Raw genomic sequence first — 15,652 nt, 5'->3', positions numbered from 1 at the left:
ATCTTGTTGTGACAATCGTTAAACAGTCGAGTGCGCAAGGACAGCAGCCATTGTCACGACGACGTTTTGTCTCGGATCAAAAAACATCATGACGCAAAGAAAAGTTAGACCTTTTATGAAACTTACGTTCCGCTACTTCGCAATGTTAACGGTTTGCATGTTGCTTTCTTGGTGCCAGGAGATTCAATCCCAAGATGCTGTTGCGACGTCAAGCAAAATAAGGATCGAGGCTACGACCGAACCAGAGGGATGGAAGGTCTTCCGAGGCGACGAAATGATCGCCGGCTACATCGCATCTCAGGACGGTCGGCCTGTGATCTATCCCGTCGTCGGCCCCGGCGGTCAACGTATGACTCGTGACTATCCCTTCACCGAAAAAGGCCAGTTTGAAAAAGCGGATCATGTCCATCACAAGTCGATGTGGATGACGCATGGTGAAGTCAATGGCATCGACTTCTGGTCGAACGAAGAAGGCTGCGGCACCATTGTTCAAACCGCTGGTGAAGCTTCCGTCGATGGGGACGCTGCGGTCATCTTGACCCAAAACGACTGGTTAAGTCCCGATGGTGAACGAGTGATGTCTGACACACGCCGCTTTGCGTTCTATGACGAAGGTGGACGTCGACTTATCGATTGTGATTTCTTGTTGCACGCTCCCGATGCCAGTGTCAACTTTGGTGATACGAAAGAAGGAAGCTTTGGGATTCGTGTTGCTGGCTCCATGAAGGTTGAAGCCGACCAAGGCGGTATCATTATCAACGCGGCTGATGAAACTAACCTCGACGCGTGGGGCAAGAAATCGCCTTGGGTTGATTACTCTGGCCCCATCGACGGTAAGACGGTGGGAATCACGATCCATGATCATCCCAGCAGTTTTGGTTACCCGACTCGCTGGCACGTGCGAACCTACGGATTGTTCGCTGCAAATCCGTTCGGATACTACGACTTCGAAGGGGGAGAAAAAACGCGAGGGATCAATTTGCCGAAAGGAAATTCGATTCGTCTCAACTACCGCGTCGTATTGCACGAGGGAGGCTTAAAAGCGGACGTTGCCAAGAAAGACAATGAAGACTTCGCGAGCCAACCGCGTCCGGAATTATCAACGCCGTAGTTGGCTGGTCTTTATATGGTGCAGCGTTCATTGCGAAGCTCATGCGTTATGCATGCGTAAGCACCGCAAGCGAAATGTAGCATGGTCCACTCGATCGTGAACTTCTTAGTTGGGTGCCAATCCCGCGATCGGCATTTCAACTTGGTAAACGGCAGTGCGAGCGGTTGCAACCATCGTTTTTCGATCCTTGCCAGCGAAGGTCACGTTGGCGGGTTGTTGTGGAAACCTGACCAAACCGATCGAGTCTCCCGAGGGTGAAAAGATTTCGACCCCCAAGTGAGTTGTGAAGTACAAGTTTCCTTTGACGTCTACTGTCATGCCGTCGCCTCCGGTATTGTCCTCGCCTTCGGGCTGAGTCAAACGACAAAACGTTTTGGCAGCAGAAAGCTTGCCAGGACCTTCTACCGCGAACACGAGCATCTCGGCTTGGTGGCTAGGTGCGACGTAGAGCTTGGTTCCATCGGGAGAAAGTGCGATCCCGTTGGGCGCGGCAATGTCGCCGCTCACGCGAGTCACGGTTGCGTCTTTCGCCCGGTAGTACACCGCTTGCACGGTTTGCGGCAGCGGTGTGGCGGCACGAAACAATGGGTCGGTGAAATAAATTCCACCCTGCTTATCGATGATCAAATCATTGGGCGCGTTGAAAGGTTTGCCTTCGAAAGTGTCGGCTAGCACGTCGCGTTTTCCGGTAGTCAGATTGTAGGCCACCAAACGACCATCCATTTCGCAAGCCAATAACCGGCCATCGGATGCGACTAAAAGTCCGTTGGCGTGGCCGGATTCTTTCGTGAAAGGTTCGACGCTACCTTCCTTGTCGACTACGTGAATGGCGGTGTTCGGGATGTCCGTGAATAGCAACCAATTGCGTTTCGGGTCCCAGGCGGGACCTTCCGTGAATGAGTAGCCTTCTCCCACCACTTCGATCTCACCGACCGGCGCAATCGTCTCCGGCAAGGTGGCCGTCTGCGCTTCGACGCGACCGTGCATGAAAAAAAACGCTAGCGACAGGAGGAATCCCAAACATTTCAATTTGTTAGTCATCGTTTTCTTCTCGCAAAAATGTTGCAACGGTAGTCATGCGTTACGCCAGAAATTCGCTGCGAACACGAGTTAGGTATTCAAGCAGCGGTCGCGGTTGGCCCATATCATCGACCAAGCCACCATGAGTCATGACGTGAGGGACTTGGTCGCACCAACCGTCCCAAACGATTCCATGAACGATGTGTTTAGCGAGCAAGGTGCGAATCAACGGCCCGGCGATACGCAATTGGTCCGCAGCTGGGTCGTTATTCGATGCGGCGTATTCCAAAACGTCGGTCGGCGCCTGCGCGAGTGGGTCGGGCCCCTTGCCGCCTGGGGCTGATAGTTGAACCAACATGGGCATTCCAAGAGTTGCCCAGCGGTCAATCATTTGGCCAAAGTCCACGGTCGATCGCGGCTGCGTCGCGTGTTCTTGGTAAAAGAAACGACACTCCAGGCCAATTCCCGCCATTCCCAAACCACTTCGAACCAGTGCATCGGCGAAGTGAAGCGGTGAGAGGCCATCACGATCTTTGCCAAGGTATTCGCCAAAGGGTTGGTCAAAGGACATAACAACGGGTGTGTTCGGATCAGTGCGACGAACCGCTTGCAAGATTCCCACTGCCAACCGCATCGTCTGTTCATCGTCCATGGCGATCGGGCCGGGAGTATTGAGCCCGGTCGCGCAGTTCCAAAGTTGAACGCGACCGCGAAACTTCGCGACCGTGGTTTCCACATAGTGAATCGCAGCCTTTAAGAACGATTCAAAGTCATCTTCGAAAAGGTAAAGCCAATGCGGCATTAAGCGAGTGCGGAAATCAATCAGCGGTCCACCAATGATCCGCTGGCCATTGGCGGCGCAAAACGAAATCGTTTGGTCGGCTTGGTCAAAATCAAACGCTCCCGAATCGGTCTCGATGTCTGCCCAATTCATGCGAACTGCCGCCGCGTTGAAAGCGGATACAAACTTGTCCGCGGTGTTGGATCCAACCGGTGACGGAGGAACAACGGTCGCGGCGATCAGAGTTCCCAATTGCGTTTCGCGCTGTTTGCGAAACGCGATGGATTGCATGCTGTACGATTCACCTAGTTCCGTGTTGGCGAGTTCGAGCAGTTCGATGGCGCGAATGGAAGCTTCACTGCTTTTCGTCAAATCCGCTCGGCAACTCGTCGCGATCAAGAACTCGCGTGTCCCTCGATCGAGCAAATCCAAGAACTTTTCGCTCAGGACCAATCCCGAGCGTTTCCAGATGTCAGATTGAACTCGAGCTCGATAGCAACTACCGCGAGCCAACTCGAGCGGTAGCAGATGGGCTTCTTCATCGAGGCAACGCAGCGAACAGGTGCTTAGCGAGCGGTAACCGACGTTGGGAATTCGGCAAGTCAGGTGCAGCTTTCCCGAGTTGGATATCTCTCGGTGAATTGTTAGCCGCGAGCCATCAAAGCGGTTCTGCGATTGAAAGGGGACACCTTCGATTCCACACACATAGGCGTCTTTCCACAACGACCCCGCAATGAAGTCGCGTGCGGCGTCGGGGACATCGAAAAGCAGTTGTCCCATTTGCGGGGCCGGAAACCAAATAGCGAAGTGACAAATTCAAGCTATACAATAGTCGCTCGCCCCATCGCGTGCGAGGCGTGCCGATCATCCGTAGGGGCCCGAATCGACCGGCGCTTGCCGATCCCCGGCCGTTTTGCCAAACTCGTGACATGACCAATAACACCAATCATAAATCGTATCAGTTTGATTCCTCGGGAGCACTCCTTAGCACCGACCTACCGCTGCCCCGGCGAAGTGGCAAAGTACGAGACGTTTATGACCTAGGCGACGAGTTGTTGATCGTTAGTACTGATCGAATCAGTGCATTTGATTTTATTTTGCCATCGGGGATTCCCGACAAAGGGCGGTTGTTGACTTCGATGAGCAAGTTTTGGTTCCACTTGCTTGACGTCCGCCACCACCTCATTTCGACCGACGTGCCCACAAAACAATTGCACGCAGCCGCGCCGGAATTAGAACTTTCCCCGCTAGAGGGCCGGGTTATGGTCACGAAAAAGGCGCAGGTAGTTCCCTTCGAGTGCGTTGTTCGTGGTTACCTTGAAGGCAGCGGCCTTCGTGAATATCAGGCTTCCGGCGAAATCTGCGGTAATAAATTGCCGCCTGGACTCTCGCAATGTGATCGACTTCCTCAGCCCATTTTTACACCGGCCACGAAAGCCGAAGAGGGGCATGATGAAAACGTCACGATTGGGCGAATGATTGCCGACCTCGGTAGCGAACGAGCCCTCGATTTGCGCGAACGTAGTCTGCAAATTTACAATGCTGCTTGCGAGCATGCCCAGTCGAAGGGAATCCTGATCGCCGATACTAAATTCGAGTTCGGTATGGTGGGCGATGATGTGACCCTGATCGACGAAGTGCTCACACCTGACAGTTCACGATTTTGGGCTGCTGATGTTTATCAGCCCGGTAAGGCTCAACCTTCGTTTGATAAGCAATTTGTCCGCGAGTGGTTGTCAACTTGCGGATGGGACAAGCAAAGCGACCCGCCAGAGCTCCCTGCTGAAATCATCAACAAGACTCGCGATAAGTACCGCGAGGCTTACGAGCGGATCAGTGGCGATGTGTTCTAGCAAGTCGATTTGGTGACTTCAAAGCCAAGGTCGCGAATCATGTCGTAGTCCGCCTCGGGAGCTTGTCCCTTGGTCGTTAGGTAGTCGCCCACGAACAAGCTATTGGCAACATACAAACCGAGTGGTTGGAGTGACCGTAGGTGCAATTCTCGTCCACCCGAGATTCGCAGCTCGCGATCGGGTGCAACGAACCGGAACATCGCGAGTGCCCTGAGGCAGTCTTGTGGTGACAAGTCAGAGTTGCCTTGCAGCGGCGTGCCTTCGATGGCGTTTAAGAAATTCAACGGTATCGACTGAACGCCCAAGTCTCGCAAGTCAAACGCCATTGAAACCACGTCGTCATGCGTTTCGCCCATGCCGATGATCCCCCCGCTGCACATCTCCATGCCAGCGTCGCGAACATTTCGCAGCGTATCAACGCGGTCGGCATAAGTGTGAGTCGTGCAGATGTCAGCGTAATGATCTTCGCTAGTGTTCAAGTTGTGATTGACGCGATCGACACCGCAAGCTTTTAGCCGATCGGCTTGTTCTCGCGACAACAATCCCAAGCAAGCGCAGATATCGAGGTTGTACTTTTCTTTGATCTCAGGAACGATCTGCTCAACTGCACTTAATTCACGTTCGTTAGGACCGCGTGCCGAGATGACCAAACAGTAAGTTTTTGCTCCACGCTCTGCGGCCAACCGAGCCGCTTCCATCAAGTCGTCTCGCTTAAGAATGTTGTACTTAGGGACTGGTGCGGTCGAAATTTTTGATTGACTGCAATAGTGGCAATCCTCGGGACACAAACCGCTCTTCGCATTCATCAAGAAATACAGTTGCACGGTCTTGCCAAAGTGCTTTTGTCGAATGCGAAAACCCGCTGATAAAAGATCAAGCACTTCGTCATCGGGAGTTTTCAAGATCGACAGAGCTTCGTCACGCGAAATGCTTTCTCCACCGAGAACGCGATCAGCCATGGCTTGATAGCGGTCTCGCCCTAGAGAAACTGGATCGGAAGTATGGTTGGTTGCGGTGGAAACCGTCATGGGCTGAGTAGCTTGGGACGAGGTGGAATTGGGAATTCGCCGGCGATCCGGGACAGCATAGTTTGCAAAAGGTTAGTCGATCAGCCAACATGGGGTAAATCTCTATGACGTTCTCTTTGGGTTTTCCCGCTCCCTGATGAATTCTCTTTTTCTACGAATCGGCTCACTGGGGGAAATTCACGTCGCTTCAGCCCCCGTGGCCTTGCCCCGCGGTCGACGCGTCATCGCTCGCTCGGGGCGCGGTGTCGAGCTTGGTGAAGTGGTCGGACCGTGCCGCAATGATCGTTTTGGTAAGCCGACGGTCCAGGTACTCCGGCCCACAACTGAGGAAGACGAGCTGCTCATTCGCCGACTCGAACGGCACAAACGCCGAGCGGTTGAAGCTTGTCGCGATGCCCTGGTCGCCGCCGGGTCACCGGCCGTGCTGCTGGACATCGACCAATTGTTCGATGGCGGCACGTTGGTGATGCACTTCCTGGGCGATAGCGATGAAAATGCCGAAGCGATCACTCGATCGGTCGCTACTGAATACGAAGGTGTGGTGCAATCGCGACACTTCGCCAAATTGCTTTCCGAAGGGTGCGGGCCAGGTTGCGGCACCGCAGCGGGCGGTGGCTGTGGCGGAGGATGCGCGACCTGTTCGACGGCATGTTCGATTAAGAAGGTTTCGCAATAGTCGCTAACTTTTCGATCGCTCGCGTCATCACGACGGTGTCAATTTCGTGAACGTTGATTGGTTCGCCGACTTGCTTCAGCATGGTGATGGTAAGACGCCCACCAAGGTGTTGGCGGAACTCTTCCAAACCTTGCATGAGTCGATCGATGGGGTAAATCGACTCGTGCCAGAGGTTCATTCCCATCGACATCAAAGCATCGCATACGGTCAACGCATCGGATTCCGGAAAATCGAACTTCATTGACGAATACAGGCAATCAATTGCGACCCCAATTGCGACGGCCTCGCCGTGGCGAATTTTGTATTGGGTCAACGGTTCGAGCCGGTGTGCCGACCAATGACCAAAATCAAGCGGTCTAGCCTCAAGCATTTCGAAAGGATCGCCACCCTCGGTGATGTGCTTGAGATGCAACAAGCAAGAATCAAGGATCGCTCGTTTGCCAACTTCTGGATCTCGACGTCGGATAGCATCGGCGTTCTTGCAAAGCCATTCGAACCCGTCACGATCCTTTAACAGCGAAACCTTCACTGCTTCGCTGAAGCCGCTGAAGTAGTCCCGGTCAGGCAGCGATTGCAGCAGGCTGGTGTCATTGATCACCGCCCAGGGAACGGCAAAGCTGCCGATCCAGTTCTTCTTGTCAAAGTAGTTGATCGCATTCTTAACGCCGACACCTGAATCAGCCTGGGCCAAGACAGTCGAGGGAAGTCGAATCAACCGAATACCGCGGTGCGCGATTGCAGCGGCGAATCCCACCGCGTCAAGCATCGCTCCACCACCGACCGCCACGATGTAGCTGCGACGGTCGAGTCCGTTGTTGTTGACAAGGTCCAGTAATCGTCGAAGCGTGTTCTCGCCGTTCTTAAGCCCTTCGCCACCTTCTACTAAATAAGGATCGCTGACCAAGTCGATTCTTGCATCGGTTTTCAAGCGGTCCCCAAGCTGACCCACCTTCTGGGCAAGTGACGTTTCGCCTACCAATAAGACGCGAGCTTTACTCGACTCGCCCGCAATCAATAGTTCGGCGAGCGTATTGAAGTCGTCACCCGCAACTTCGTCAGTGACGCGAAGGCGATGAACAAAAGGAACGGCAAATTCCTGATCGATGGAATGATCAAAACTCGGCATGGAAAAACAAACGGTTGACGAAAGTGCGTGAAGGAAAAATGGGCGGCCTACAACTGTTGGTCTTTCCAATCTCGCCACAACCAACGCAGTGAGTCGGGAAAGATTGCTCCACCATGTTTCCCATCATGAGCACCATCACCAAAGACAAACTTGTAATCATAACCTTTGAACGCAAGCGATTTGGCCATCTGCTGGTTTGCCAACGGCCAATTGCCGTGCACGTTGTCCAAATCATTTCGCCCGTCTTGAAGGAACACGCGAATTGGTTTCGCATCCGTCTTGCGGATCATTGCCTGGTAATTGTGACCGCCTCGGATGTTGACGAAGCTGCCGATGTGCGAAAGCACCTTACGGAAAGAATCGGGGCGGTGCCATGCGACTCCAAACGCGCAAATGCCGCCACTGCTATTCCCACAAATGGCTCGTAATTCAGGGTTCGAAGTAATCCGGTAGTTCTTTTCAACCTCAGGAAGGATTTCGGTGAGCAGAAATTCGGCGTAGTCACCGTTGACCGAGTCATACTCAACCGCTCGGTTCGCCGGTGATGGATTCCAACCTCGCTTGGGTGGCAACTTCCCGCGGTGGCCGGGGTCGATCATCACAGCGATCGTTACCGGCATGTCACCTTTGGCAATCAAGTTGTCGAACACGACAGGCAATCGAAAGTCGCCGGTTGTACCTTCAAATGCATGTCCATCCTGGAACACCATCAGTGCGGCTGGCTTCGATCCGTCATATTGAGCCGGCACGTAAACCGAATAGCGTCGTAGCGCGCCTTCATAGACTTTGCTCTTGAGCCATTCGTGCTGAGTGACTTTCCCGTGCGGAACGTTGGGGTTGGGCTTGGAATCTGGACCGTGGTGGTACTCTTCCGCGATTGCGGACGTTGAAGTGCCCACAAGAGAGGTTTCCATGCAAAAGGTGCCTACCGAAATAGCACCTGTAACGATGAACAGGAAAATGAGCCGAAGCATACGAGACTCTTTCGAATCGAGGGGTGGGGAAAAAGGCGGGAGAAACGCTATTCTAACAGCCGACGGCAATAATTCAGGACATCGTGGACTGTTTGAAGGCCATTCGACTAGAAATAAATTCGTTCAAAGTTGGGAGTCATTGGTGGAACAACGCAGACTTGGTGGCAGCGGAATCTCGGTTTCAGACATTTGCATGGGGACCATGACGTTTGGCTCGCAATGCGATGAACGACTCTCTCATGCAATTTGTGATCGAGCTTATGACGCGGGGATCGACTTCTTTGACGCCGCCGAGATTTATCCGGTACCGCCCCAAGCCGAAACGGTTGGCTTAACGGAAGAGATATTCGGTCGTTGGCTCAAAACCAAGCCTCGCGAATCGGTGATTGTCGCCACCAAAGTTACCGGTCCCGGTCACGGGTGGTTCACCCCACCGGTAAGACACGGAAAGACAGCGATCGATCGAAGGCAAGTCTTTCAGGCCTGCGAAGCATCGCTTGATCGCTTGGGTACCGATTACATCGACCTTTATCAAATCCATTGGCCCGATCACGGTCTGCCCTACGAAGAAGTGCTTGGGATCTTGACCGAACTGCGTGAAGAAGGCTTGGTGCGAACGATTGGCTGCAGCAACGAAACGTGCTGGGGGCTGATGAAGAGCCTATGGGCGGCGGACCTTCACGAGGTCGATCGTTACCAGACCGTCCAGAACAACTTTTCGCTAATTAACCGACGTTGCGAGAGTGAATTGGCTCAGGTGTGCCGGCGAGAAGGCGTCAGCTTGCTGCCCTACTCTCCGCTCGGTGGGGGTGTCCTAACAGGCAAGTACAACGACGGACCGCCCGAGGGCGGACGCTTCACCGAGTACCTGCAAAATGGTGGTGAACGTCAATTGAAGATGGCTCGACGGTTTGTGAACGAACGAACGATCGAAACGGCACGCCGACTGGGGGAAATCGCCCAATCAATCGGAACCACGGTCACGGCACTAGCGGTTGCCTGGAGTCGCCAACACGATTTTGTAGCATCCACCATCATTGGTGCCACCACTGTGGATCAACTCGACGAATCGCTTGCTGCAAAAGATTTGATTCTCGATGACGAAACTTTGGCTCGTATTGACGAGATTGATTTTGAAATTCCTAATCCGATGACGGAAGATGGGCTTCGTCGCTTGTAAGGTGAATCGCCTGTGATGTCCGTTAAGCCAGTCTTGTCTTGCCAGCGAGTTATTCGCTTCGGTGATCAGGCCCGGTGATCAGGCCCGGTGTGAGGGCCCGGTGTGAGGGCCCGGTGTGAGGGCCCGGTGTGAGGGAATCTTGGCGAGCGTCGGACGCGGTTCGTACGGGTTGTAGTGGTTAGTCCGGCTCAACTTTGACGTTGAGGTAAAAAAGGTCAACGCTTCGTCGCTTGGCCGTCGAACGCAAACTATTTTGGCGTTCATGAGAAACGCCCTGCTCGTTGCCGTTCTGATGTGTCTTAGTAGCGGAGCCAATGCTACCGATTGGCTCACAATGCCAAGCACCTACTCTCACGATCCCGCGACGGGAACTCGAGTGTCACAGTACGCACCGATCCAAGCGCCTTCGGCGCCGATCGTTTCCAACTTCAGGACCAGTGGCTACACCCACACGCGGAGCACGCTGGCTTACGGTCAGTCGGCAGACAACTACCACCGCGTCGAAAAGTGGGGCGATCCTGTTCGTCCTTACGGCGAATGGCGTTTTCCTTACCGACCCTACAGCACACCTTATCCTAATTGGGGAGCACCGTTTGCCGGTTTGAACCTCGGGTTGGGCGGGGTCTACGGATCACCAGGCTATGGCGGGCCAGGATATGGGACGCCAGGTTATGGGGCGCCGAGCCCTAGTGGCGGTTCGGGGCATCATCCCGGAGCATCACATGGGCACCCCGGTGCGCCACGAAATCCTGCAAATGGTTCTGCGTCGCAGTTCCCGTTGCCAAATCAATCGAGTCCATTGAATCCCTATCCTGCTGGCCCAGGCACCCCGTATCCCGTCGCACCGTACTACGACGGATACTATCCCCCATACCACGACTGAACAGCCAGTAGCTCAGTAACCAGCAACGCAGTAGCCAACAACTGAGTGCCCATCAACTGCATGGCCTGCCGTCGAACGCCTATTCCGGGCGGATTCGCCGTTTCCCGTTGATAGAGGCTGGTAGCTGCCACCGAATCTGCTTTCGTTGGCGTTTTGAGAAGACTGATGTCGATTCGCAGCGATCCCAAACGACTGCTTTGCGTAGTTTGATGTTCTTCTTTCCTTAGCAAAATGGGATCACCAAGATGAAGTTTATTTGTCTCGGGTACGCTGACATGTCGACCTTTGCATCAAAAAGTGAAGCAGAGATGAACGCGTTAATGGAACAGTGTCTCAAGTACGACGACCAACTTCGTGCTGGCGGACACTATGTAGGCGGTGAAGCGTTAAAGGCAGCCAGCGATGCAATAACGTTGAGGTACAAGGATGGCCAAGTTCATGCTACCGATGGCCCGTTCGCAGAGACCAAAGAGCAGTTGGGCGGCATTTTGATTTTGGAGGCCGACAATCTACAGCATGCCGTTGATTTGATGTCCAAGCATCCTGGAGTCCGCATCGGTCCATTTGAAATTCGACCGGCAGACGAAGTTGTCAACGCGCTGATCAAAGAGCGTCTAGGGCTTTGATTTTCCACCAATCGTATTGCGACAGAGCGTTTACGCGATGATCCGTTTGCTCGGAGCAATGGCTCAGAAACGTCAGAGTCTAATGCTCCGACGTTTCAGCGGTGTAGCGACACGGATTGGGCTGAACTAGAATTGTCCATCGCCAATCAAGATTGCGCGAGTCGGACAACGTTCGGCTAACCTAGGTCGGGATGCTCGCGAGTCCCGAAATTGGTATTCACGCAAATCGTTTTCGCGTGTCATCGTCGAAAGCCAAAGTCGGATTGCTGTCGGATCACTGCGGGATGTTACCGTCGAGTAAATGTCCGCGACGCAGATCCATGTCCCCCGTGCCTGTCCCCGCCTCTCTAGCTACTGGATCTGTTGTGTTACCGACTCGCATCAAAACGGCTTTTGCTTTCCGATGGAGTGACGCTCTAGTACCGTCGCCATGGGTAACGACGAAATCGACGACACCGTTTGCATACCTGATCATTGCGATGGGATTGGCTTCGCTAACTCTTGTGAATCGTGCTGAAGTGGTTGCTAACGAGCAACCCAACATCGTCATCATTCTGGCTGACGATTTAGGGTTCTCCGACTTGGGGTGCTATGGCGGTGAAATCGAGACGCCGAACCTGGATCGCTTGGCGGAAGACGGTTTGCGATTCACTCAGTTCTATAACACTGCCCGATGTTGGCCGACGCGTTCCGCCATGATGACCGGTCACTACGCGCAAGCGATCGGCAAGGACACATTGATCGAAGGGAAACGAAGAGGTGCGCACAATCTTCGGCCTGATTGGGCTCCGTTGATTTCGGTGCCGCTACGCGAGGTTGGCTATCGCAGTTACCACAGTGGGAAATGGCACATTGACGGTAAGCCAACTGAAAATGGATTTGATCGATCGTATTGGCTGCGTGATCACGATCGTCTGTTTGGACCCACCAAGCACTTCCTTGATGACAAAACGTTGAAACCCGTGACGGATGATGAATCGTACTATTCGTCCACGGCAATCGCCGACCATGCGATCGAGTGTCTACAGGACCATGCCGCCGAGCATTCGTCGCAACCGTTCTTCTCGTTCGTGACGTTTAACGTGCCACACTTCCCGTTGCAGGCACCTGCTGAAGACATTGCGAAGTACGATGGACGGTATGACGATGGTTGGCAGGCGATGCGTCAACGGCGGTTTGAAAGGATGCAGGATCTATTGCACCTGCCCGCGAAACTGTCTCCGGTGGAACCTGATGTCGGACCGCCTTATTACTTTGCTGACGCCTTTGAAAAACTTGGAAGCGGCGAAGTGAATCGTCCAGTCGACTGGGAATCGTTGACATCGGCGCAAAAAGAGTTTCAAGCGAACAAGATGGAGATTCACGCAGCGATGGTGGATCGAATGGACCAAGAGATTGGACGTTTGCTTGATCAAGTCGATGCGATGGGGCAAACCGACAACACGCTGGTGATATTCTTGTCGGACAATGGTGCATCGGCCGAAATCATGGTTCGCGGCGATGGCCATGATCAAGAAGCTATGATGGGCACTGGAGAAACCTATCTTTGTTTGGGGCCGGGCTTTTCCAACGCATGCAATACTCCCTTTCGTCGGCACAAAACGTGGGTGCACGAAGGCGGAACTTCCACTCCTTTGGTGGTGCGTTGGCCGAAGAAGATTACCGATGCGGGTGCCCTCAGGAATCAACCGGGACACGTTGTCGATCTGTGGCCGACAATCGCTGACGCGGTCACCGCGACGTCGCGGACCGAAGAGACTCCGTTTGAGGTTATTGGACTTCCCGGTGGGTATGACCGGCCTGGAAAGTCACTGCTTCCAACAATCGTCGCCAACACATCGGTTGCTCGCGACCACCTATGGTGGCTGCACGAGGGCAATCGGGCGATCATTGCGGGTGACTGGAAATTAGTCGCGGCCAAGGATCAACCGTGGGAACTATTCAATTTGGCCGAAGACCGTTCCGAGTGCGTGGATCTGTCACACACTCACCAAGAACGGGTCGCTGAATTGTCCGCGATGTGGATCGCTGAAACGGAAAAGATCCGCCAGTGTGTCGATGCCTATACGGGCGAGGACTGATCCGCCGCTCGTTTGAGTGCGGCTTCCACTCGTGCCATCAAGGGATCCGCCAAAATCGGTTCGACGTTTAGAACGTTCTCGGGGCTTTTGGGTGCTGAGCTTCCCGATTCGCCATCGCTATTAGCTACGAATTCAGCACTGCAGTGTTGGCAGACGACGTTGTAACCGACCAGTGATGCACGAATCTGGACGCGACGTCCACAAGTAGGACAGGACTGTGTGAATCGAATGGACATGAACAAACTCCGTTTGCAAAGATAAGTTCTCAGAACCGAGAAGGCGAAATACTATCTGGTGGAACCCTGTTTGGCAAGGGTTTCCGCATGATAGCAAAGTCGTTTCGTGCACCTTAGTAGCCTTGTAAAGGACAAATAGCGACCGTTTCGGGTGAAAAAGCGGCTCTAGCGGGTGGTTTGGGTGCTGCTTGGAAGGACCGTTATTTTCATCCATTTTAGTGAAAAGAAACGTGGTCGTTTGTGCAGATGACTTTGTTCGTTGTCACTGGCACGGTTACTTTCTAAAGACAGCGGCAATCACGACGGGTTCACAGTCCTGAACGAATGGATGACCATTCATGCTCGCTGGCCGTTTGTTTCCTCTTTTTCTCTCAATTCGATGACAAAAAAAGTCCTATTCGTATGCATGGGAAATATTTGCCGATCCCCCGCAGGTGAGGCTGTCATGCAACGTTTCGCAGATGAATTCGGAGCCGATGTCGAAGTGGATTCGGCGGGAACCCATGGTTATCACGTCGGCGAGCGAGCCGATGTTCGAATGAGAACGGCGAGTGAATCGCGAGGCTACGAGCTAAAAAGCATCGCGAGAAAGGTTGAACCGTCCGACCTCCAGCGCGAACGGTTTGATTTGGTTCTGGCGATGGATTCGGAAAACCATGCCATTTTGGTTGAAATGGCCGGTGGTATTAAGCCTCACATCCGAATGTTCAGCGACTACCTCGACGACACCTGGCCCACTGATGTGCCCGACCCGTACTACGGTGAAGAGGACGGATTCGGCGAGGTTCTGGACATGCTCGAAGAAGGCTGTCCGGTCATCTTAGAAACTCTGATTGGTGAAGATCTATTCGCCGGTGAGTTTGACGAAGACCAGTGACCTTACTTTCTCGCCAGGTCCATCATCTCGGTAGTATCGGGTGTCTGACCTACCCATTCGGGCAGCAGCGAACCGAGGACGATCGCGACAAGGCTTGCACTTAACCCGCAAAGTTGAGCGGGGACAATGAAGTCTTCTGCAAAGTGATGCACGGTTAGCCAGACTACGATTCCCGTTGCGATCGACAAAAGCGCTCCCTGAGTCGTCGCGCCCCGCCATGCTAGCCCGACCGCCAAAGGAGCAAAGGCGCCAACCAGCGTGATGCTATACGCGTGCTCGACCATCTCGTACATCGTTTGGTTGCTTGTGAACGCTTGGTATGCCGCCAAGGCGGCGAACACCAACAGCACGCTGCGAAGACAAATCAACATCGTCCGATCGGTCATTCGTGGTGCGAGCGGGCGGACGACGTTCTCGACAAGCAAACTTGCTGGGGCAAGCAATGTCCCGCTCGCCGTCGATAAAATCGCTGACAACAAGGCCCCCAGGAACAAGGCTTGCGCCCAAAACGGGGTGGACGCAATGATCGCTGCGGGCAACGCTCGCTGGACTTCCCGCGTATCCTCGCTCGCGAATTGAACCAAGTGGTCCGGATCAATCACGATGGCAGCGTAAGCGATGAACATCGGCACGAAGGCAAATGCACAGTAAAACAATCCTCCTAGCAAGGTGCCCCGCTGTGCCGTTTTCTCATCCTTCGCGCTGGTCACGCGCTGGAAGACGTCCTGCTGAGGGATAGAACCCAAAGCCGCGGTAAGGAAGCCAGCGAGAAACACCATCACCTCGCGACCGCCGCCTTCGGGAAATAGGTCAAAGCGTCCAGCCTGGTGAGCCGACTCGACTACCACGCCCACTCCCCCGGCTGCTCGAGCCATCAGGAACGCGACGACGATGAGTCCGACAATAATCACAAAGGTCTGAATCATGTCCGTCAGTGCCACTGACCACATCCCGCCCATGACCGTGTAAAACGCCACGATAAGGACGCCGATCATGATTCCATGGTTGATCCGAAGTTCCGTCCAGCCAGCATTTTGTCCGAGTACAGAAATCAGTAGCCCCAGGGCCGTCAGTTGAGCCGCAGCCCAGCCCAGGTAGGACATCGCGATCACAATCGATGTGAAGATCTCGGTGGTTTTGCCAAATCGCTTCCGGTAGAAGTCGCCAATGGTCAGCAGATCTAATCGGTAGAACGCTTTG

Annotated in this window: 16 protein-coding genes; 8 read left to right on the top strand and 8 right to left on the bottom strand. The window is 53.8% G+C overall.

Features of this window, described 5'->3' with window-relative positions:
• The first annotated feature begins 115 nt into the window (after positions 1-115).
• Positions 116-1,111 carry a DUF6807 domain-containing protein gene (locus tag Pla22_RS00075; RefSeq protein WP_165440444.1) on the top strand — a complete coding sequence of 332 codons (996 nt, stop codon included), beginning with the start codon at positions 116-118 and terminating at the stop codon, positions 1,109-1,111.
• Positions 1,112-1,216: 105 nt separating this feature from the next.
• Here Pla22_RS00075 and Pla22_RS00070 read toward each other — a convergent pair whose 3' ends face one another.
• Together Pla22_RS00070 and Pla22_RS00065 are read right to left on the bottom strand one after the other, a co-directional pair.
• Positions 1,217-2,152 carry an SMP-30/gluconolactonase/LRE family protein gene (locus Pla22_RS00070; RefSeq protein WP_146512774.1) on the bottom strand — a complete coding sequence of 312 codons (936 nt, stop codon included), beginning with the start codon at positions 2,150-2,152 and terminating at the stop codon, positions 1,217-1,219.
• A gap of 40 nt (positions 2,153-2,192) precedes the next feature.
• Entirely contained in the window at positions 2,193-3,692 is a 1,500-nt protein-coding gene (locus tag Pla22_RS00065) for an endo-1,4-beta-xylanase (protein WP_146512773.1), read from the bottom strand.
• Between the two features lie 149 nt (positions 3,693-3,841).
• On the opposite strand from Pla22_RS00065, the gene Pla22_RS00060 reads away from it, so the two are divergent.
• Positions 3,842-4,765 (top strand): phosphoribosylaminoimidazolesuccinocarboxamide synthase, encoded by a 924-nt coding sequence (locus Pla22_RS00060; RefSeq protein ID WP_146512772.1) that lies wholly within the window; start codon positions 3,842-3,844, stop codon positions 4,763-4,765.
• Here the strand turns inward: Pla22_RS00060 and bioB are convergent.
• On the bottom strand, positions 4,762-5,793 hold the full coding sequence (gene bioB, locus Pla22_RS00055; RefSeq protein ID WP_146512771.1) for a biotin synthase BioB: 1,032 nt from the start codon (positions 5,791-5,793) through the stop codon (positions 4,762-4,764). The two genes, Pla22_RS00060 and bioB, sit on opposite strands and share 4 nt — an antisense overlap.
• A 136-nt stretch (positions 5,794-5,929) precedes the next feature.
• On the opposite strand from bioB, the gene Pla22_RS00050 reads away from it, so the two are divergent.
• A complete protein-coding gene (locus Pla22_RS00050; protein WP_146512770.1) occupies positions 5,930-6,469 on the top strand; it encodes a hypothetical protein in 540 nt (179 codons plus the stop codon).
• On the opposite strand, the gene Pla22_RS00045 is transcribed toward Pla22_RS00050, so the two are convergent.
• Complete coding sequence (locus Pla22_RS00045) at positions 6,450-7,595, bottom strand: 3-dehydroquinate synthase (protein ID WP_146512769.1); 1,146 nt, start codon at positions 7,593-7,595, stop codon at positions 6,450-6,452. The two genes, Pla22_RS00050 and Pla22_RS00045, sit on opposite strands and share 20 nt — an antisense overlap.
• Positions 7,596-7,642: 47 nt before the next feature.
• Complete coding sequence (locus Pla22_RS00040; protein WP_146512768.1) at positions 7,643-8,509, bottom strand: alpha/beta hydrolase; 867 nt, start codon at positions 8,507-8,509, stop codon at positions 7,643-7,645.
• Between the two features lie 202 nt (positions 8,510-8,711).
• On the opposite strand from Pla22_RS00040, the gene Pla22_RS00035 reads away from it, so the two are divergent.
• Positions 8,712-9,749, top strand: a complete 1,038-nt coding sequence (locus Pla22_RS00035) for an aldo/keto reductase (protein ID WP_146512767.1) — start codon at positions 8,712-8,714, stop codon at positions 9,747-9,749.
• Positions 9,750-10,011: 262 nt separating this feature from the next.
• Entirely contained in the window at positions 10,012-10,632 is a 621-nt protein-coding gene (locus Pla22_RS00030; RefSeq protein ID WP_146512766.1) for a hypothetical protein, read from the top strand.
• Here Pla22_RS00030 and Pla22_RS25120 read toward each other — a convergent pair.
• Positions 10,611-10,763 (bottom strand): hypothetical protein, encoded by a 153-nt coding sequence (locus tag Pla22_RS25120; RefSeq protein ID WP_165440443.1) that lies wholly within the window; start codon positions 10,761-10,763, stop codon positions 10,611-10,613. The two genes, Pla22_RS00030 and Pla22_RS25120, sit on opposite strands and share 22 nt — an antisense overlap.
• Positions 10,764-10,877: 114 nt before the next feature.
• On the opposite strand from Pla22_RS25120, the gene Pla22_RS00025 reads away from it, so the two are divergent.
• The gene (locus Pla22_RS00025; RefSeq protein ID WP_146512765.1) at positions 10,878-11,258 is read left to right on the top strand and encodes a YciI family protein; all 381 of its coding nucleotides are present in this window, start codon (positions 10,878-10,880) and stop codon (positions 11,256-11,258) included.
• Between the two features lie 365 nt (positions 11,259-11,623).
• Positions 11,624-13,339 (top strand): arylsulfatase, encoded by a 1,716-nt coding sequence (locus Pla22_RS00020; protein ID WP_165440442.1) that lies wholly within the window; start codon positions 11,624-11,626, stop codon positions 13,337-13,339.
• Here the strand turns inward: Pla22_RS00020 and Pla22_RS00015 are convergent.
• Complete coding sequence (locus Pla22_RS00015) at positions 13,321-13,575, bottom strand: response regulator (protein WP_146512763.1); 255 nt, start codon at positions 13,573-13,575, stop codon at positions 13,321-13,323. The genes Pla22_RS00020 and Pla22_RS00015 overlap by 19 nt on opposite strands.
• Before the next feature lie 328 nt (positions 13,576-13,903).
• Between Pla22_RS00015 and Pla22_RS00010 the strand changes: the two genes are divergently transcribed.
• Positions 13,904-14,452 carry a low molecular weight protein-tyrosine-phosphatase gene (locus Pla22_RS00010; protein ID WP_315854116.1) on the top strand — a complete coding sequence of 183 codons (549 nt, stop codon included), beginning with the start codon at positions 13,904-13,906 and terminating at the stop codon, positions 14,450-14,452.
• 2 nt (positions 14,453-14,454) lie between these two features.
• Here the strand turns inward: Pla22_RS00010 and Pla22_RS00005 are convergent.
• On the bottom strand, positions 14,455-15,652 hold a 1,198-nt coding region (locus Pla22_RS00005), incomplete at its 5' end, for a sodium:solute symporter family protein (RefSeq protein WP_146512761.1).

Source organism: Rubripirellula amarantea, assembly GCF_007859865.1.
Taxonomy (GTDB): domain Bacteria; phylum Planctomycetota; class Planctomycetia; order Pirellulales; family Pirellulaceae; genus Rubripirellula; species Rubripirellula amarantea.
Note: the sequence above shows the minus strand (reverse complement) of the source record. Positions and strands in the feature narration are given on the sequence as shown.